The sequence below is a fragment of the Streptomyces sp. NBC_01750 genome (assembly GCF_035918095.1).
In the GTDB taxonomy this organism is placed as follows: domain Bacteria; phylum Actinomycetota; class Actinomycetes; order Streptomycetales; family Streptomycetaceae; genus Streptomyces.
Genome location: NZ_CP109137.1, coordinates 6,286,230 through 6,304,695 on the forward strand (window position 1 = coordinate 6,286,230; position 18,466 = coordinate 6,304,695).

The following is an 18,466-nucleotide window of genomic DNA, read 5'->3' on the forward strand; positions in this document are numbered from 1 at the left end:
TCCTCACCGCCCGTTTCGCTGACCGCGCCCGACCTCGAAGCGGTCGACGCGCCTGCCGCTCACGGCGGGCGCGGAGACCTTCTGCTTCGGGGTCGTGCCGGACTCCGCCTCGACCGTGAGGAGGGGGAAGCCGGTGCGGCGCACACACGACCCCTGCACGCCGTGCCGGCCTATCTGTGGACGTCCATATGGTGGACATCACGTGTCATTGGATGGGACGCGGAGTAGGGTGCCGATATGTCTCGCAGCATCAATCTCGCAGTGATCCCCGGTGACGGCATCGGCCAGGAAGTCGTGGCGCAGGGCCTGAAGGTCCTCTCCGCCGTCCTCCCGCAGGACGTGAAGCTGGAGACCAAGGAGTACGACCTCGGCGCCCAGCGCTGGCACCGCACCGGAGAGACCCTCCCGGACGCGGAGCTCGACTCCCTCAAGAACCACGACGCGATCCTGCTCGGCGCGATCGGCGATCCGTCCGTGCCGTCCGGCGTGCTGGAGCGCGGGCTGCTGCTCAAGCTGCGGTTCGCCTTCGACCACTACGTCAACCTGCGTCCGTCGAAGCTGTTCCCGAACACCGCGACCCCGCTGGCCGGCCGCCCTGACATCGACTTCGTGGTCGTCCGCGAGGGCACCGAGGGGCCGTACACCGGCAACGGCGGCTCCCTGCGCACCGGTACGCCCGCCGAGGTCGCCACCGAGGTCAGCCTCAACACGGCGTACGGCGTCGAGCGCGTCGTCCGTGACGCGTACGAGCGTGCCGACTCCCGCCCGCGCAAGAAGCTGACGCTGGTTCACAAGAACAACGTGCTCGTCTACGCCGGTCACCTGTGGAAGAACATCTTCGACAAGGTCGGCCAGGAGTACCCCGAGGTCACCACCGACTACCTGCACGTCGACGCCGCGACGATCTTCTTCGTCACCCAGCCGGAGCGCTTCGACGTCATCGTCACCGACAACCTTTTCGGTGACATTCTCACCGACCTCGCCGCTGCCGTGACCGGCGGTATCGGCCTGGCCGCGTCCGGCAACATCAACCCGACGGGCACCTTCCCGTCGATGTTCGAGCCCGTGCACGGCTCCGCGCCCGATATCGCGGGCACGGGCAAGGCCGACCCGACGGCCACGATCCTCTCCGTCGCCCTCCTGCTGCGTCACCTCGGCTTCGAGGCCGAGGCGGCACGCATCGAGGAGGCCGTCTCCGTAGATCTCGCGGAGCGTGACGGTGCCACGGTCCGTACGACGGACGAGATCGGCGACGCGCTCGCGGTACGAGTAGCCGGCTGACCTGACGGTTCCACCGAAGCCGCCGGGTCGCGTCAGCACTCGGCGGCTTCTCCTGTGCGGCCTCCGGGTGTCACCATCAACCCTGGACCGCGTTCACCCTGTTTCTTGCACAGCTCCGCTCGGGCGATAATCGACCGTGGGCCGCGGCATGCGGGAGAGCTCGGACGTCCTAGCAGTCGCAGCGGCGTGAGCGCGGTCCGTCACAAACAACCGGTGAAGGAATCTGCACTCATGACGACGCCCACGATCGAGCTCAAGCCTTCCTCGTACTCGCTGTCCGACGCGGAGCGCGAGGCGATCCTGGCCAACCCCGGATTCGGCCGCCACTTCACCGATCACATGGTGACGATCAAGTGGACGGAGGGGCGGGGGTGGCACGACGCTCAGCTCGTCCCGTACGCGCCGCTGTCGATCGACCCGGCCAATATGACGCTGCACTACGCGCAGGAGATCTTCGAGGGCCTGAAGGCCTACCGCCGTCCCGACGGCTCGGTCGTCACCTTCCGCCCCGAGGCGAACGCCGAGCGCTTCCAGCGGTCCGCGGCCCGGCTGGCGATGCCGGAGCTGCCGGTCCAGACCTTCATCGCGGCGTGCGACGCGCTGGTCCAGCACGACAAGGCGTGGGTCCCGACGCACGGCGGCGAGTCCTCGCTGTATCTGCGCCCCTTCATGATCGCTACCGAGGTCGGCCTGGGCGTGCGGCCCGCCAACGAGTACCTCTTCATCGTCATCGCCTCGCCCGCGGGCGCCTATTTCCCCGGCGGCGTCAAGCCGGTCTCCATCTGGCTTTCCGAGGACCGCGTGCGCGCCGTTCCCGGAGGCATGGGCGATGCCAAGACGGGCGGCAACTACGCCGCGTCCCTGCTCGCCCAGGCCGAGGCCGCCGGGAAGGGCTGCGACCAGGTCGCCTACCTCGACGCCGTCGAGCACAAGTGGGTCGAGGAACTGGGCGGCATGAACCTGTTCTTCGTCTACGGAGACAGGATCGTCACGCCCGAGCTCACCGGCTCGCTGCTCGCAGGCATCACCCGTGACTCGCTCCTCCAGCTCGCCAATGACCTCGGCTACAAGTCCGAGGAGGGACGCGTCTCCATCGACCAGTGGAAGCGCGACACCGAGAACGGCACGCTCACCGAAGTCTTCGCCTGCGGTACGGCCGCGGTCATCACCCCGGTCGGCATGGTCAAGTCCGCGAGCGGCGAATGGAAGCAGTCCGGCGGCCAGCCGGGCGAGGTCACGCTGCGCCTGCGCGAGGCGCTGCTGGACATCCAGACGGGCAAGGCGGATGACGTCCACGGCTGGACCCACCAGCTGGGCTGACGCCGGCCGCAGCTGTACGAACGAAGGGCCCGCCCCGGATCACACCGGTGGCGGGCCCCGTCGTTTCCGCGCCGTCCGTCAGGTGGTGACGTCGACCGAGGACCGCTGGGCCGCGCCGGCCGCGGCCGGGACCGGAGCCCGCGAAGTCAGCAGCGTGTACGTCAGGCCACCCACGATGCCGGAGAGGATGAAGCTGCAGTCCACTCCGCCCGTGAGGGCGAGCAGCGGGCCTTCGTAGACCGTCGTGGACACCGCCGTCAGGCCGACCGCCGCGCCCAGGGCCCAGGATGCCGTGGCCCTGACGTTCCAGCCCGCCCGGTACCAGTAGATGCCACCCCGGGCCCGGCGGTTGAAGACCTGCAGCGCGTCCGGGTCGTACTGGCCGCCGCAGCGCACGTATCCGATCAGCGTGATCACCGCCCAGGGGGTGCCGATGGCTGTCAGCAGCAGAACGAAGGACGTCATGGCCGACTGCGCGTCCCATGCGAAAGAGCCGATGAACACAAACGTGGTCGCGACGACGGCAGCCATCACGGTGGCCTTGGTGCGGGTGGCCTTCGGCAGGATCGCGTCCAGGTCGAGGCCCATCGAGTACAGCATCAGGCCGGAGTTGCCGATGGAACCCGCCGAGGCCGCGAGGAGCAGTAGTGGCAGGTACCAGAAGGGCGCGGTGTCGACGAGCGGTCCCGCGTACTCCAGCCCCGCCCGGGCGGCGAGCGCCGTATACGTGCCGAACAGCTGCGGCACCAGCAGGCCCAGGAGGAGACCCAGACAGCTCGCCCAGTACACCTTGCGGGTGCTGTGGCGCCGCGGCGAGATGTAGCGCGTGTAGTCACCGAGCAGGGTGATGAAGGCGACCGGTCCGCTCAGCCCGGCGGCGACGGCCGCGAGCAGCCAGGTGGGCCAGAAGGAGCCGAGCAGGTACGGGGTGTCGGGGGGCGCGGCCGTCGTGAAGTCGCCCGCGTAGGCGAAGACCCCGATCAGCAACAGGATCACCATGCCGATGGACAGCACCTTGCTGAGCCGGAGCAGCAGCCGGTAGCCGTAGATCGCGCCGACGACCGTACAGCCCGCGAGCAGCGTGTACATCAGGGCGCGGGTGGCCCCGCCGTGGGGCAGCCCGACCAGCCGGGACAGGGCGCCGACCATCACGTCGCCACCGATCCACAGCGTGAGGGCGGTGTACCCGAGCGAGAGCAGCAGGCCGACGACCGAGCCGACGAGTCGGCCGCGTACGCCGAACTGGGCGCCACTGGACGTGGAGAGGTTGGTCGCCGTGCGCAGGGAAATCAGCGCGAGCGGGGCCGTGACCAGGATGCCGGCCAGCGTGCCGATGACGATCGAGGTCACTGAGGGCCACAGACCGAGCCCGAAGGACGGCGGCAGCCAGCCGAAGACGATCACGCCCAGGCAGAGGTTCGAGCCCAGCAGGATGGAGATGAGATCGCGTGGGGTGCTGGTGCGTTCCACGTCCGGGATGGTGTCGACGCCGCGCTGTTCTATCGGCATAAGGCTGCCCCTGAGACTCGGCTGTTTGAGTGGCGCTCAATCTGACGCAGGCATTGGTCCTCCGTCAATGCTTCCGTGAAAAGAAACTCACGGTTAGAGTGACACTCAAACAAGGAGGTGTGGTGACGTGCGACTGACCCCGACCGAGCGCGACCGGCTGCTGCTCTTCGGCGCCGCCGAACTGGCGCGGGCGCGCCGGGCCCGTGGCCTGAGGCTCAATGTCCCCGAGGCGACCGCGCTCATCGCGGACACCGTCTGCGAGGCGGCGCGCGACGGCCGGCGGCTCGCGGAGGCGATCGAGGCGGCCCGCGCCGTGCTGGGTCCCGACGATGTCCTGCCAGGTGTGGCGGATGTGGTCACCGAGGTGCATGTGGAGGCCGTCTTCGACGACGGTTCACGGCTGGCCGTGGTCTCCGCGCCCATCGGCGGCGGGCTCGGCGACGGCGCGCCCGGCGCCGTACTGCCCGCGCCGCCGCATACCGAGCCGGAGCCCGCACTCAGCCTCACCGTGCGCAACACGGCGGCCGTGCCGGTCAGCGTCACCTCGCACTTCCATTTCTTCGAGGCGAATCCCCGACTCGACTTCGATCGCGCTGCGGCGTACGGCATGCGGCTCTGCGTCCCCGCCGGGTCCTCCGTCCGCTTCGGCCCGGGCGGCGAGGCCGAGGTCGGCCTGCTGCCCATCGGCGGCGGCCGGATCGCGATCGGTTTCGCGGGCCTGGTCGACGGCCCGCTGGACGCGCCCGGCGCGAAGGAGGAGGCCCTGCGGCGTGCGGCGGCCTGCGGCTACCTGGGAGCGGACCGTTGAGCGCCGCCCCGCGCCATACCCCGCGCAGCGAATCGGGCGGCGCCCCGCGCCTCGCGCCGTACGCCCACCACGAGTTGGAGGTCCGCTCATGACCGGCAGCGGCACCAGTACCGGTACCGGCACGACCGGAATCGATCCGCACGAGTACGCGGCCGTGCACGGCCCCCGCGCCGGGGACCGGGTCGTGCTCGGCGACTCCGGGCTCGTGGTCCGCGTCGAGTCGGACACGCAGAAGCCGGGCGACGAGTTCCTGGCCGGCTTCGGCAAGACCGCGCGCGACGGGCTGCACCTGAAAGCCGCCGCCGTACGCGAGACCTGCGACGTCGTCATCAGCAACGCGCTTGTCATCGACGCCGTGCAGGGCATCCGCAAGGCGTCGATCGGCATCCGCGAAGGCCGGATCCACGCCATCGGGCGGGCCGGGAATCCGGACACCCTCGACGGTGTCGACGTCGTCGTCGGTACGGGTACGAGCATCGTGCCGGGCGAGGGCATGATCGCCACCGCCGGAGCCGTCGACACCCACGTCCATCTGCTCTCGCCGCGCATCATGGAGGCCTCGCTCGCATCAGGTGTCACCACCGTCATCGGCCAGGAGTTCGGCCCGGTGTGGGGCGTCGGCGTCAACTCGCCCTGGGCACTGCGCCACGCCTTCAACGCCTTCGACGCCTGGCCGGTCAACATCGGCTTCCTGGCGCGCGGTTCGTCGTCCCGCGACGCCCCTCTGGTGGAGGCGCTCGCCGAGGGCGGCGCCTCCGGTTTCAAGGTCCACGAGGACATGGGCGCGCACACGCGGGCCCTGGACACCGCGCTGCGCGTCGCCGAGGAGTACGACGTCCAGGTCGCGCTGCACAGCGACGGTCTGAACGAATGCCTGTCGGTCGAGGACACGCTGCGCGTCCTGGACGGCCGTACGATCCACGCCTTCCACATCGAGGGCTGCGGCGGCGGGCACGTACCGAACGTGCTCAAGATGGCGGGCGTACCGAACGTCATCGGCTCGTCGACCAACCCGACCCTGCCATTCGGCCGGGACGCGGTCGCCGAGCACTACGGGATGATCGTCTCCGTACACGACCTCAAGACCGATCTGCCCGGCGACGCCGCCATGGCACGGGACCGGATCAGGGCCGGGACGATGGGCGCGGAGGACGTGCTGCACGACCTCGGCGCGATCGGGATCACCTCGTCGGACGCACAGGGGATGGGGCGCGCCGGTGAGACCGTACGCCGCACCTTCGCCATGGCCGGGAAGATGAAGGCCGAACTCGGCCCGATGGAGGGCGACGGGGCGTACGACGACAACGCGCGTGTGCTGCGCTACATGGCGAAGCTGACCGTCAACCCGGCGATCGCACACGGCCTCGCGCACGAGATCGGCTCGATCGAGGTGGGCAAGCTCGCGGACATCGTGCTGTGGAAGCCGCAGTACTTCGGGGCGAAGCCGCAGCTGGTGCTGAAGTCGGGCTTCCCGGCGTACGGGGTGACGGGCGATCCCAATGCGGCGACCGACACGTGCGAACCGCTCGTCCTCGGACCGCAGTTCGGGGCGTACGGAGCGACCGCGGCTGACGTCTCGGTCGCCTTTGTGGCGAAGGCCGCGACCGAACTGGGCTCCGACCTGATGCCGACGCGCCGCCGCCGGGTCGCGGTGCGCGGCACACGCGGTATCGGCCCGGCCGATCTGCGGCTCAACTCCCGGATCGGCGAGGTCGGGGTGGACGGCGGCAGTGGCCTGGTCACGCTCGACGGCGACCCGGTGCGGTCCGGGCCCGTCGAATCGATCTCCCTCAACCGCCTCTACTTCCTCTAGGAGTCCGACGACATGACTTTCCGTATGCCGCCCGAGTGGGCCCCGCACGAGCGCACCTGGATGGCCTGGCCGGGCCCCAATGCCACCTTCACCGGGGACGGTCTCGCCGAGTCCCGCCGAGCGTGGGCGTCCGTCGCCCGGGCGGTACGCCGCTTCGAGCCGGTCACCGTGGTCGTGGGCCCGGGGCAGGGGGAGGGCGCCCGCGCCCTGCTCGGCCCGGACATCGACCTCGTCGAGCGCGAGCTGGACGACGCGTGGATGCGCGACATCGGCCCGACCTTCGTCACCGACGGGGCTCGACTGGCAGCCGTGGACTGGGTGTTCAACGGCTGGGGCGCGCAGGAGTGGGCCAGCTGGGAGCACGACGCGAAGATCGCCCGGCTGGTCGCGGACCTCGTCGGCGTGCCCTCGCACAGCTCACCGCTGGTCAACGAGGGCGGCGGCATCCATGTCGACGGCGAGGGCACGGTACTGCTCACCGAGACCGTGCAGCTCGGCCCCGAGCGCAACCCGGGCTGGACGAAGGAGGAGGTCGAGGCCGAGATCCATGCCAAGCTCGGCACGACCAAGGCGATCTGGCTGAAGCGCGGCCTGACCGCGGACTATCCGCCGCACGGCTACGGCACGCTCGGGCATGTCGACATCGTCGCCGCATTCGCCGGCCCGGGGGTGATAGTCGCCCACGGCCAGCCGGACCCGGCCCACCCCGACCACGAGCTCTGCAAGGAGAACGTGGAGATGCTGAAGTCCCAGAAGGACGCACGGGGCCGCCGTATCGAGGTCGTCGAGGTCCCGGCGCCGACCGTCGTACGGGAGGAGGACGGGGGATGGGTCGACTACTCGTACATCAACCACTACGTCTGCAACGGCGGAGTGGTGTTGTGCGCCTTCGACGACCCGCGCGACGAGATCGCGGCGGGCATCTTCCGCCGCCTCTACCCCGGCCGCAGGGTCACGCTGGTCGACGCCCGCACGATCTTCGCCGCCGGCGGCGGCATCCACTGCATCACACAGCAGCAGCCCAGGGTCTGATGTCCCCCGCCCCTGCGCTCGCGCCGGGACGAGGACGGCTGGATCGCCATGGACGACGGGTGAGATCAGGTAGAACATACGGGTGAATGTGTTCCTCAGCGCGAGATGCGGCCGCGCTCCGAGCGCGCCGGTGGCCGCCGAATGACCCCCGCCCCGCGCCGCCGCAACATCGCGCCGCCACGAGAGTCCGTCCTCGTCGCCGCCATGGCCACCATCGCCGAGCGCGGCCTCGACGGGCTCACCATGGCCGGGCTCGGCCGTGAGGTGGGGATGAGCAGCGGGCATCTCCTCTACTACTTCCGTACCAAGGACGAGCTGCTCCTGCAGACCCTCGAGTGGAGCGAGGGCCGCCTCGGTACCGAGCGCAGTGCCCTGCTCTCCCAACAGGCCACCGCCGCCGAACGTCTCGACGCATACGTCGATCTCTACGTCCCCGACGGGCCCCGCGACCCGCACTGGACGCTCTGGCTCGAGGTCTGGAACCGCTCGCAGAACGCCGAGGCCGACGCCCGTGCCCGGCAGGCGGCCATCGAGGGCGCCTGGCACAGGGACCTCGTCGCGCTGATCGCCGAAGGCATCTCGCGCGGCGAGTTCCATGCCGTCGACCCCGACCGGTTCGCCGCCCGGCTGCGCGCCCTCCTCGACGGTTTCAGCGTCCATGTCGCCGTCGGAATACCGGGCACAGGACGCCCCCAAGTCCTCGCCCACGTACGGGAATTCCTCGACGAGACGCTGCTCGGGCCCGCCCGCTGACCGACGTCTCGGGAACGCAACGCACGCAAGTACTCCCGATCGTTGCCGCCCGCCGTCTTGTTGAGGTAGTGCCCCTCCGGCACGGTTTCACCTCATGGGACGAGAGCACTGGAAGAAGATCTGGGTCGGTTCCGCCGGCAACATGGTCGAGTGGTTCGACTGGTTCGTGTACGCGAGCTTCGCGACCTATTTCGCGGGGGCGTTCTTCCCCGAAGGGAACGACACCGCCAAGCTCATGAACACCGCCGGCATCTTCGCCGTCGGCTTCTTCATGCGACCGGTCGGCGGCTGGCTGCTCGGCCGGGTCGGTGACCGCAAGGGCCGCAAGGCGGCGCTGACCCTGACCGTCAGCCTGATGTCCGCATCCGCGATCCTCATCGCGGTCGCGCCCACCTACGGCGTCGCGGGCTACGGCGGCGCCGTGGTGCTGCTGATCGCCCGCCTCCTCCAGGGCCTCTCCGTCGGCGGAGAGTACGCGGCCAGCGCGACCTACCTCACCGAGGCCTCCGCCCCCGAGCACCGCGGCTTCGCCTCCAGCTTCCAGTACGTCTCGATGACCGCGGGCCAGATCGTCGGCCTCGGTCTGCAGATCATCCTGCAGCGCACCATGTCCGACGACGCCCTGCACAGCTGGGGCTGGCGCATCCCGTTCATCATCGGCGCACTGGGCGCGGCGATCGTCTTCTATCTGCGCCGCAACATGCTCGAGACCGATGTGTACGAGGAGTCCGGCGACGACACCCCCGCCGGGGACAAGGGCACCATCAAGGCCCTGTGGGCGCACAAGCGCGAGGCGTTCCTGGTCATCGCCCTGACCATGGGCGGCACCGTCGCGTACTACACGTACACGACCTACCTCACCAAGTACCTCTCCAACTCGGCCGGGCTGCCCAAACAGACCGCGACGCTGGTGTCCTTCTGCGCGCTGCTCGTCTTTGCCTGTCTGCAGCCGCTCGCCGGCAAGCTCTCCGACCGGATCGGCCGCCGTCCGCTGCTGATCACATTCGCGGTCGGCTCGACCTTCCTGACCGTGCCGATCATGACGATGCTCAAGCACGCGGGCTCGTTCTGGCCGGCGCTGGGGCTTGCGCTGCTGGCCCTTGTGGTGATCACCGGCTACACATCGATCAACGCGTGTGTGAAGGCCGAGCTGTTCCCGACGGGCATCCGCGCGCTGGGCGTCGCGCTGCCGTACGCCATCGCGAACGCGCTGTTCGGCGGCACGGCGGAGTATGTGGCCCTCTGGTTCAAGGACGCCGGCCGTGAGTCGGGCTTCTACTGGTACGTGGCGGGCTGCGCGGCGGTGTCGCTGGTGGTCTATCTGTCGATGCGCGAGACGCGTGACATCGACCTGAACCGGGTGACGGCGCCGTCCCCCGCGCCGCACGAGGACGCGGTCGCCCCGGCCCCGGCCCGGGTGGAGTGAGCGGGCCCCTTTCCCCGGGGCTCGCCCCGGACCCCGCGCCTCAATCGCCGGCGGGGCTGAATTTCGGCCCCGGGCCCCGCGCCTCAATCGCCGGCGGGGCTCCTGTTGGGGCTCCGCCCCAAGCCCCGCTCCTCAAACGCCGGAGGGGCTGAGACGTCCCGCCGACGAGGCTGGGCTCCCCGCCCGGAGAAACCCAGCCCGTCCGGCGATTGAGGACGTCCCCCCCCACGCCCTGGCGGGCGTGGGGGGCCAGGGGGCGGAGCCCCGGGGCCGCGCCCCAGGGCGGGCAGGCACGGGCGCCCGCATGCTGAGACCCCCGACCGCCCGCCGCACGGCGTATGGCAGACTGCGACCGTGCTTTCGTTCGCCATGATTATGGGCAGCAGGCGCGCCGGTCCTCAGTGATCGCCTCGTACCAACCACTACGACGCGACCACCGTGCCCCAGACCCGCGCGCAGACCTCTCGCACCCGCGAGGGGTTTTTTCGTTTTCCGGCCCCACCTCGGCCGGAAGCGGGCAGCGCGCGAAGATGGGGGCAAGTGGAGCCAGTAATTCCGGGAGCCACTCATCCGACAGGAGTCAACACAGCCATGACCACACAGGCCACGGACACGGAGACCGACGACAGCTTCCATGTCTTCGACACGACGCTGCGTGACGGCGCGCAGCGCGAAGGCATCAACCTCACCGTTGCGGACAAGCTGACCATCGCACGGCACCTGGACGACTTCGGCGTGGGGTTCATCGAGGGCGGCTGGCCCGGCGCCAATCCGCGGGACACGGAGTTCTTCTCCCGTGCCCAGCAGGAGATCACCTTCCGGCACGCACAGCTCGTCGCCTTCGGCGCCACCCGCAGGCCGGGCGCCAAGGCGTCCGAGGACCCGCAGGTCAGAGCGCTTCTCGAGTCCGGCGCGCCGGTGATCACACTGGTCGCCAAATCGCACGACCGGCATGTGGAGCTGGCGCTGCGGACCACCCTCGAGGAGAACCTGGAGATGGTCCGCGACACCGTCTCCTACCTGTGCGAGCAGGGCCGCCGGGTGTTCGTGGACTGTGAGCACTTCTTCGACGGCTACCGCGCCAATCCGGAGTACGCCAAGTCCGTCGTCCGTTCGGCGGCCGAGGCCGGCGCCGACGTCGTCGTGCTCTGCGACACCAACGGCGGCATGCTGCCCGCCCAGATCCAGGCCGTCGTCGCCACCGTCCTCGCCGACACCGGCGCCCGGTTGGGCATCCACGCCCAGGACGACACCGGCTGCGCCGTCGCCAACACCCTGGCCGCCGTCGACGCCGGCGCCACCCACGTCCAGTGCACCGCCAACGGCTATGGCGAGCGTGTCGGCAACGCCAACCTCTTCCCGGTCGTCGCCGCCCTGGAGCTCAAGTACGCCAAGAAGGTGCTGCCCGAGGGCGCGCTGGCCGACATGACCCGGATCTCGCACGCGATCGCCGAGGTAGTCAACCTCACTCCCTCCACGCACCAGCCGTACGTCGGCGTCTCGGCCTTCGCCCACAAGGCCGGACTGCATGCCTCCGCCATCAAGGTCGACCCCGATCTGTACCAGCACATCGACCCCGAGCAGGTCGGCAACACCATGCGGATGCTCGTCTCCGACATGGCGGGCCGTGCCTCCATCGAGCTCAAGGGCAAGGAGCTCGGCATCGACCTCGGAGGTGACCGTGAGCTCGTCGGCCGGGTCGTCGAGCGGGTCAAGGAGCGCGAGCTCAGGGGCTACACATACGAGGCGGCGGACGCCTCCTTCGAGCTGCTGCTGCGTACGGAGGCGGAGGGCCGGGCCCGCCGATACTTCCGTACGGAGTCCTGGCGGGCCATCGTCGAGGACCGCCCCGACGGCACTCACGCCAACGAAGCCACCGTGAAGCTGTGGGCCAAGGGCGAGCGCATCGTCGCCACCGCGGAGGGCAACGGCCCGGTCAACGCACTCGACCGGGCGCTGCGCGTCGGCCTGGAGAAGATCTACCCGCAGCTCGCCAAGATGGAGCTGGTCGACTACAAGGTCCGCATCCTCGAAGGCCGCCACGGCACCGAGTCCACCACCCGCGTACTGATCACGACGGGCGACGGAAGCGGCGAGTGGGCGACGGTCGGCGTCGCCGAGAACGTCATCGCCGCTTCCTGGCAGGCCCTGGAGGACGCGTACACCTACGGTCTGCTGCGCGCCGGCGTCGAACCGGCCGAGTAGCACCCGCCGGTCAGGACCGGAGCCGCCACTTCTGGTTGGCGGCTCCGGTGCACGCCCAGATCTGCGCGCGGGCGCCGTTCGCCGAGGAGTTGTCAGAGATGTCGAGGCACTTGTCCGCCGGGACGTTCACCAGATCACCGCTCGACGGTTCGTAGCGCCACTGCTGTGCGCCGGAGCCGTTGCACCCGTACAGCTGGACCTTCGCGCCGTTCGCGGTCGAGCCTGCGGTCACGTCCAGACACTTGCCGAGCGCCTGGACGGTGCCGTCCGCGCGGACCGTCCAGTGCTGCGCCGCGGAGCCGTTGCACTCCCAGAGCTGGACTGCCGTGCCGTCCGCGCTGGAGCCGCCCGCCACATCGAGGCATTTGCCCGCCAGGCCGGTCAGGCTGCCCGCCGCGTCCGGGCCGCCGGCCTGTGTGCCGGACCAGGTGAAGGTCGCGGATGTCCTGCCGGGCAGTGAGTACGTGGCGTGCCGGCCACCCCAGTCGATGGTGATCGTCTGCGCCGCCGCCCCGTCGTTGTACGCGATCAGTGCCTTCGAGCCGTCGGGGTTGCGCCAGGCCACGTTCGGCACCGCCGAGCTCGCCGTCGAGGCGATCCGTTGGGCGCCCGGCCGCACGAACTTCGTGAGGTGGCCCATCGTGTAGTACTCGATCATGTAGTCGACCTGGCCGTGCCGGCCGTCGCCGTTGTGCACGGTGATCAGTCCGTCGCAGACTCCGCAGCCGCCGTTGTGCGGGCCCCGGTTCTGGTCGACGGCAAGGGACCACTTCGTCACCGACCGGGCCCAGTTACGGGTGTAGTCGATGATGTTGGTCATGTCCTCGCGCTGCTGGTCGGCGATCCAGGTGCCGCCGGAGTGCTCGGTCTGGAAGGCGTCCAGCTGCGGATACTGGTTGTGCACCTCGGTCTGCCTGGAGACGTTCCCGCCGTAGCCGTGCCAGGCGATCCCGCCGAAGTTCGGGTGGCTGCGGACCGCCGCGTCCTTCACTGTCGGGGCGGCGTACGCGTCGTAGGTGTCCCAGTTCCAGTCGTGCGCCAGGACCTTGGTCGGCAGGCCCGCCGCCTGGAGCTTCGGCAGCAGCTCGCTCTTGGTGAAGTACGCGAGACCCGAGCCGTTCCAGCTCATCGAAGGGTAACTGTCGCAGCAGGTCGGCTCGTTCTGCGCGGTGACGTAGTCGACCGGGATGCCCTGGTCGCGGTAGGCCTGGAGATACTTCACGAAGTAGCCGGCGTAGGCGCCGTAGTGCTCGGCCTTCAGCCATCCGCCGTTCAGCTGCCCGCTGTCCTTCATCCAGGCGGGCGCCGTCCACGGCGAGGCCATCGTGGTGAGCGCCGGATTGAGCTGCTTGGCCTGTTTCGTCAGCGGCAGTACGTCGGCCAGATCGTGCGCGATCGAGAACTTCGACAGCGACGGGTCGGTCTGGCCGGCCGGTAGGTCGTCGTACGTGTAGCCGAAGCGGGCCAGGTCCGAGCCGCCCATCGGATTACGGACGAAGGAGAGCCCGATCCCCTCGGTCGGCGAGAAGAGCTTCTTCATCGTCGCGTCACGGGTCGCCTGGGACAGCGCTCCGCTGCTCTTCATCAGCCAGGCCGCGGTGTCCGTGAACGAGGCGCCACCGCCGGTGAAGCTCTGGTAGCGGGTGTTCTCGTCGACGGTGATGCCGGTGCCGCTGCCGCCGCTGCCCGCCTGGAAGTTGACGGGTGACTGCTGCTCGAGGCCGCGGGTGACATGACGGCCGCCGGCGTCGTCCGTCGTGGTCAGCCAGATGTTCACCTGCTCGCCGGCGGCCTGCGCGGATCCGGTCGTCAGACCGGTGAGACCGGCGGCGGCCAGGGCCGATGCGAGCAGGATCCTGATCGTTCTGGTACGTCGTGCCATGGGCTGGGCCCTCTCCGGCAGTGGTGTGGGGGACGAGGCGTGAGTGAACTGCCGCCGCGTACAGCCGTCAAGAGTTTGCGCATTCAGGCCCTGAACACACAACGCCCCACACCTGCACGGAACTTGGGATCCGGCCGATCTCGGTGTGAAGTCTTGACGACAGGACCCGGTACGAGTTGACTCGCCGCGCATCACCGGTACCGGTTCCGGCACCGGTTCCAGACCTCGAGGCGGAGGCCCCGGAATGCCCGTCACGATCGCCGACGTCGCACGTGAGGCGGGTGTCAGCAAGACGACCGTGTCCCGCGTCCTGAACACCAGGGGCGAAGTCGACGCCGGCACGGCCGCCCGCGTTCGTGAAGTGATCGCAAGCCTCGGCTATGTGCCCAGCTCGGGCGCTGTCGGCCTGGCCCGCGGCAGCAGCCGTACGGTCGGCATGCTGACGCCCCCGCTCACCTGGCCCTGGATGGGCGAAGTCCTCCAGGGAGTCGTGGACACCGTCGAGGCCGCCGGGTACGGACTGCTGCTCTTCACCTGCAATCGGGGCGCCGAGTCCGTCGGGCACTTCACCAGTCGAGTCTCCGCCCGCGCCTTCGACGGCCTCCTCGTCGTCGAACCCGAGAACACCCTCGACACCATCACCGAGATGCACCGCAAGGGACTCCCGGTCGTCCTCATCGACGACCGCGGCCACCACCCCGAGTTCCCGTCCGTCGCCACCACCAACCGGGAAGGCGGTGCGTCGGCCGCCGGTCATCTGCTGGCGGCGGGCCGCGGCCGTCCCCTGATCGTCACCGGCCGCCGGCACTTCGGCTGCGTACAGGACCGGCTCAAGGGATTCCTCGAGGTCCTGCCGACCGAGCTGATCGCGGAGGGGGACTTCACCGAGCTGTCGGGGCGGCTCGCGGTCGAGCGGCAACTCGCCACCGGCAGGCACTTCGACTCGGTCTTCGCGCACAACGACCTCAGCGCCGCGGGTGCGCTGCGGGCGCTGCGTGCCGCGGGCCGGAGCGTGCCGGACGACATCGCTGTCGTCGGCTTCGACGACATCCCCATGGCCCAGCACACCGAGCCCCCGCTGACCACCGTCCGCCAGCCCATGCGGGAGATGGGCGAGACGGCGGCGCGGATGCTGCTGGCTCATCTCGGCGGCACCCCGGCGCCCGACGAACCGGTCGTCCTCCCAACGGAATTGGTCATCCGCCGATCCGCGCCGATGTCGCCGGCGGGGCTCCGAAGGAGCCCGTCCGGCGATTGAGGACTCGGCCGGAGGCCGTACATACGTGACCCCCCGCACTGAAGGAGCCGTCATGTCACCCCACCGCACCCGACCACGCCTCAGAAGCAGCGCCGGAACCGGAATCGCGGTGCTCGCCGCGACCGCCGTACTCACCGGCCTCCTCGCCGCAGCCGTTCCGAGCGCCGCCGCCGACGACCCGGCCCCGGTCACCGTCGACGCCTTCGAGGGGGAGATCCCCTTCGCGGGCCCCCCGGCCGAAGGGATCTTCACCTGGGGCAGCGACGCCGACGACCAGCCCAAGGTGGAGTTCAAGGAGCGTGCCGACGCCCCCGAAGGCGCCAAGGTGCTCGAAGGAAGCTACGACATCAGCGGCTGGGGCGGACTCACCCACGACTTCGCCTTCGACGAGCCCGCCCACGACTGGACCGCGCACAAGGGCATCCGCTTCTGGTGGTACGGACAGAACACCGCCCCGCTGCCGCCCGGCTCCGGCAAGCGCATCAACTTCGAGCTGAAGGACGGCGGCGCCAACGGCGAGGCCTCCGAGCTGTGGACCACGTCCTTCACCGACGACTGGGAGGGCTGGCATCTCGTCGAGATCCCCTTCGCCGACTTCGTCTACCGCGCCGACTACCAGCCGGTCGGCGGCATCGACCACATTCTCGGCCTCAACGCCATGTGGGGATACGCGCTCACCCTGCCCACCGGCGCGCCCGGCACGTTCGCCATGGACGGCGTGGAGCTGTACGGCAAGGCCGACCCGGCGCTGAAGGCGAACGTCGTCACCGACGCCCCCGTGTACCCGGTCGACGAAGGCGGCACCGCACAGGTGAAGATCTCCGTCGCCACCACCGGATCGGGCCCGGTCGACGAGCCCGTGACCGTGGCGTACACGACCGAGGGCGGCACCGCCGAAGCCGGCACGGACTACACACCGGTCTCCGGCACCGTCACCTTCCCGGCCGGTTCTGCCTCCGGCACGTCCCGGACTGTCGCCGTCACCACGAAGAAGGACCGCACGGCCGAGTCCGCCGAGACGATCCCGCTGAAGCTCACCGTCACCGGTGCCAAGCCACCGGCCGAGACCCCGCAGGTCGTCGTGGACGCCCACGGCCTGCCGTATCTCGACAAGCGCCTCCCCGTGAAGAAGCGCGTCGCCGACCTCCTCTCCCGGATGTCCCTCGCGGAGAAGGCCGGCCAGATGACCCAGGCCGAGCGCAACGCCCTCAAGTCGCAGGGCGACATCGCCGGTTACGGTCTCGGCTCGCTGCTCTCCGGCGGCGGCTCGGTGCCCACCCCCAACGCACCGGGGGCATGGGCGAAGATGGTCGACGCGTACCAACTGCGCGCCCAGGCGACGCGGTTCCAGATACCGCTGATCTACGGCGTGGACGCGGTGCACGGCCACAACAACGTCATCGGGTCGACGATCATGCCGCACAACATCGGCATCGGGGCCGGCCGTGACCCGTCCGTCGCCGAGAAGACCGGCGCGGTGACAGCAGAGGAAGTACGCGCCACCGGCATTCCGTGGGACTTCGCGCCCTGCCTCTGCGTCACCCGCGACGAGCGCTGGGGCCGTTCCTACGAGGCCTTCGGCGAGGACCCCGCTCTGGTCACCGCCATGGAGACGGTGATCAGGGGGATGCAGGGCGCACCGTCCGGCAAGGACCTCGACCGCAATGACAAGGTGCTGGCCACCGCCAAGCACTTCGTCGGCGACGGCGGTACGGAATTCGGCTCGTCCTCCACCGGCTCGTACACGATCGACCAGGGCATCACCAAGGTCACCCGGCAGGAGCTGGAAGCAGTACACCTCGCGCCGTTCGCGGAGGCGGTGAAGCGCGGCACCGGCACGGTCATGCCCTCGTACTCCTCACTGGACATCCTCGGCGACGACCGGGGCCCGGTGAAGATGCACGCCAGTGCGGAAATGATCAACGGTGTCCTGAAGAACCGCATGGGCTTCAAGGGCTTTGTCATCAGCGACTGGCAGGCGATCGACCAGATTCCGGGCGACTACCCGAGCGACGTCCGTACGTCCATCAATGCCGGACTCGACATGATCATGGTGCCGACGAACTACCCGGACTTCCACAGGACCCTGCAGGACGAGGTCAACGCGGGCCGTATCTCCGAGGCCCGGATCAATGACGCCGTGTCCCGGATCCTGACCCAGAAGTTCACACTGGGCCTCTTCGAAAAGCCGTACGCGGACACCTCCAACCTGTCGGAGATCGGCTCGGCACAGCACCGCGCCGTGGCGCGCGAGGCCGCCGCCAAGTCCCAGGTCCTGCTGAAGAACGACGGCGCGGTGCTGCCGCTGAAGCCGACCCAGAAGGTGTACGTCGCCGGGTCCAACGCCGACGATCTCGGCAACCAGGCCGGCGGTTGGACCATCACCTGGCAGGGCTCCTCCGGAAAGATCACCACGGGTACGACCATCCTGGAGGGCATGAGGGAGGCCGCCCCCGACGCGGTCACCTACTCCAAGGACGCCTCCGCGCCCACCGGCGGCCATGACGTCGGCGTGGTCGTGGTCGGCGAGACCCCGTACGCCGAGGGCATCGGCGATGTCGGCAACGGCCACGACCTGGAGCTGAGCGCCGCCGACAAGGCCGCCGTCGACAAGGTCTGTGCCGCGATGAAGTGTGCGGTGCTGATCGTCTCCGGCCGCCCCCAGCTCATCGGCGACCGCCTCGGTGACGTCGATGCCCTCGTCGCCTCCTGGCTGCCGGGAACGGAGGGCGACGGCGTCGCCGACGTCCTCTACGGGAGGAAGCCCTTCACCGGGCAGCTCCCGGTCACCTGGCCGAAGTCCCAGGCGCAGCTGCCGATCAATGTCGGGGACAAGGCGTACGACCCCCAGTACCCGTACGGCTGGGGTCTGACCACGCTCAGGAAGCCGCCGACGGGTGGTGAAGTCACCCTCAAGGCCCTCGCCGTCGCGGCGAGAATCCTTCAGGCGGCGGGCCGGGCGGACTCGCCGGAGGCCAGGGCGCTCGTCTCGCAGGCCCGGCTGATCGCCCAGCAGAAGATCGGTCAGCAGGTGACGGCGGCGGTCGCGAAGCCGTTCGCGGAGGCGGACCACCTCCTGCTGACGGGCGACCTGACGGAGGCGGTGGCGAAGCTGACGCTGGCGTACAGGCTGAGTTAGTCCCCCAGCCCCGCGTACGGCCTTCGGGCGTGCCCTCAAT

13 protein-coding genes are annotated in these 18,466 nt (G+C 69.7%); 10 read left to right on the top strand and 3 right to left on the bottom strand.

Annotated features, from left to right (window positions below; all coding sequences use genetic code 11):
* Positions 1–3: 3 nt before the first annotated feature.
* Positions 4–144 (bottom strand): hypothetical protein, encoded by a 141-nt coding sequence (locus tag OG966_RS28715; protein WP_326652809.1) that lies wholly within the window; start codon positions 142–144, stop codon positions 4–6.
* A gap of 93 nt (positions 145–237) precedes the next feature.
* On the opposite strand from OG966_RS28715, the gene OG966_RS28720 reads away from it, so the two are divergent.
* Together OG966_RS28720 and OG966_RS28725 are read left to right on the top strand one after the other, a co-directional pair.
* Positions 238–1,281, top strand: coding sequence for a 3-isopropylmalate dehydrogenase (locus tag OG966_RS28720; RefSeq protein WP_326652811.1), 1,044 nt, complete (start codon positions 238–240; stop codon positions 1,279–1,281).
* A gap of 231 nt (positions 1,282–1,512) precedes the next feature.
* The gene (locus OG966_RS28725) at positions 1,513–2,601 is read left to right on the top strand and encodes a branched-chain amino acid aminotransferase (protein WP_326652812.1); all 1,089 of its coding nucleotides are present in this window, start codon (positions 1,513–1,515) and stop codon (positions 2,599–2,601) included.
* Positions 2,602–2,679: 78 nt separating this feature from the next.
* On the opposite strand, the gene OG966_RS28730 is transcribed toward OG966_RS28725, so the two are convergent.
* On the bottom strand, positions 2,680–4,110 hold the full coding sequence (locus tag OG966_RS28730; RefSeq protein ID WP_326652813.1) for a cytosine permease: 1,431 nt from the start codon (positions 4,108–4,110) through the stop codon (positions 2,680–2,682).
* Between the two features lie 127 nt (positions 4,111–4,237).
* Between OG966_RS28730 and ureA the strand changes: the two genes are divergently transcribed.
* From ureA to cimA, 6 genes are all read left to right on the top strand, one after another.
* Complete coding sequence (gene ureA / locus OG966_RS28735; RefSeq protein ID WP_326652815.1) at positions 4,238–4,918, top strand: urease subunit gamma; 681 nt, start codon at positions 4,238–4,240, stop codon at positions 4,916–4,918.
* A gap of 88 nt (positions 4,919–5,006) precedes the next feature.
* Positions 5,007–6,731 carry an urease subunit alpha gene (locus tag OG966_RS28740; protein WP_326652816.1) on the top strand — a complete coding sequence of 575 codons (1,725 nt, stop codon included), beginning with the start codon at positions 5,007–5,009 and terminating at the stop codon, positions 6,729–6,731.
* A gap of 12 nt (positions 6,732–6,743) precedes the next feature.
* On the top strand, positions 6,744–7,763 hold the full coding sequence (locus OG966_RS28745; protein ID WP_326652817.1) for an agmatine deiminase family protein: 1,020 nt from the start codon (positions 6,744–6,746) through the stop codon (positions 7,761–7,763).
* Positions 7,764–7,904: 141 nt separating this feature from the next.
* Positions 7,905–8,516: a TetR/AcrR family transcriptional regulator gene (locus OG966_RS28750; protein WP_326652818.1), complete on the top strand. Its 612-nt coding sequence runs from the start codon at positions 7,905–7,907 to the stop codon at positions 8,514–8,516.
* Between the two features lie 94 nt (positions 8,517–8,610).
* On the top strand, positions 8,611–9,942 hold the full coding sequence (locus tag OG966_RS28755) for an MFS transporter (protein ID WP_326652819.1): 1,332 nt from the start codon (positions 8,611–8,613) through the stop codon (positions 9,940–9,942).
* Positions 9,943–10,533: 591 nt separating this feature from the next.
* Positions 10,534–12,147 (top strand): citramalate synthase, encoded by a 1,614-nt coding sequence (gene cimA, locus OG966_RS28760; RefSeq protein WP_326652821.1) that lies wholly within the window; start codon positions 10,534–10,536, stop codon positions 12,145–12,147.
* Positions 12,148–12,157: 10 nt separating this feature from the next.
* Here the strand turns inward: cimA and OG966_RS28765 are convergent, their stop codons facing one another.
* Positions 12,158–14,029, bottom strand: a complete 1,872-nt coding sequence (locus OG966_RS28765) for a ricin-type beta-trefoil lectin domain protein (RefSeq protein WP_326652823.1) — start codon at positions 14,027–14,029, stop codon at positions 12,158–12,160.
* Between the two features lie 244 nt (positions 14,030–14,273).
* Between OG966_RS28765 and OG966_RS28770 the strand changes: the two genes are divergently transcribed.
* On the top strand, positions 14,274–15,287 hold the full coding sequence (locus OG966_RS28770; RefSeq protein WP_326652824.1) for a LacI family DNA-binding transcriptional regulator: 1,014 nt from the start codon (positions 14,274–14,276) through the stop codon (positions 15,285–15,287).
* A 52-nt stretch (positions 15,288–15,339) separates the two neighbouring features.
* Entirely contained in the window at positions 15,340–18,426 is a 3,087-nt protein-coding gene (locus tag OG966_RS28775) for a glycoside hydrolase family 3 protein (protein WP_326652825.1), read from the top strand.
* Positions 18,427–18,466 lie beyond the last annotated feature (40 nt).

Bases quoted from the DNA above. Each gene is read 5' to 3' on its own strand.
- OG966_RS28765 (WP_326652823.1), bottom strand. From the start codon at position 14,029: ATGGCACGACGTACCAGAACGATCAGGATCCTGCTCGCATCGGCCCTG.
- OG966_RS28725 (WP_326652812.1), top strand. From the start codon at position 1,513: ATGACGACGCCCACGATCGAGCTCAAGCCTTCCTCGTACTCGCTGTCC.
- OG966_RS28770 (WP_326652824.1), top strand. From the start codon at position 14,274: ATGCCCGTCACGATCGCCGACGTCGCACGTGAGGCGGGTGTCAGCAAG.
- OG966_RS28755 (WP_326652819.1), top strand. From the start codon at position 8,611: ATGGGACGAGAGCACTGGAAGAAGATCTGGGTCGGTTCCGCCGGCAAC.
- cimA (WP_326652821.1), top strand. From the start codon at position 10,534: ATGACCACACAGGCCACGGACACGGAGACCGACGACAGCTTCCATGTC.
- OG966_RS28730 (WP_326652813.1), bottom strand. From the start codon at position 4,110: ATGCCGATAGAACAGCGCGGCGTCGACACCATCCCGGACGTGGAACGC.
- OG966_RS28750 (WP_326652818.1), top strand. From the start codon at position 7,905: ATGACCCCCGCCCCGCGCCGCCGCAACATCGCGCCGCCACGAGAGTCC.
- OG966_RS28745 (WP_326652817.1), top strand. From the start codon at position 6,744: ATGACTTTCCGTATGCCGCCCGAGTGGGCCCCGCACGAGCGCACCTGG.
- OG966_RS28720 (WP_326652811.1), top strand. From the start codon at position 238: ATGTCTCGCAGCATCAATCTCGCAGTGATCCCCGGTGACGGCATCGGC.
- OG966_RS28775 (WP_326652825.1), top strand. From the start codon at position 15,340: ATGTCACCCCACCGCACCCGACCACGCCTCAGAAGCAGCGCCGGAACC.
- OG966_RS28740 (WP_326652816.1), top strand. From the start codon at position 5,007: ATGACCGGCAGCGGCACCAGTACCGGTACCGGCACGACCGGAATCGAT.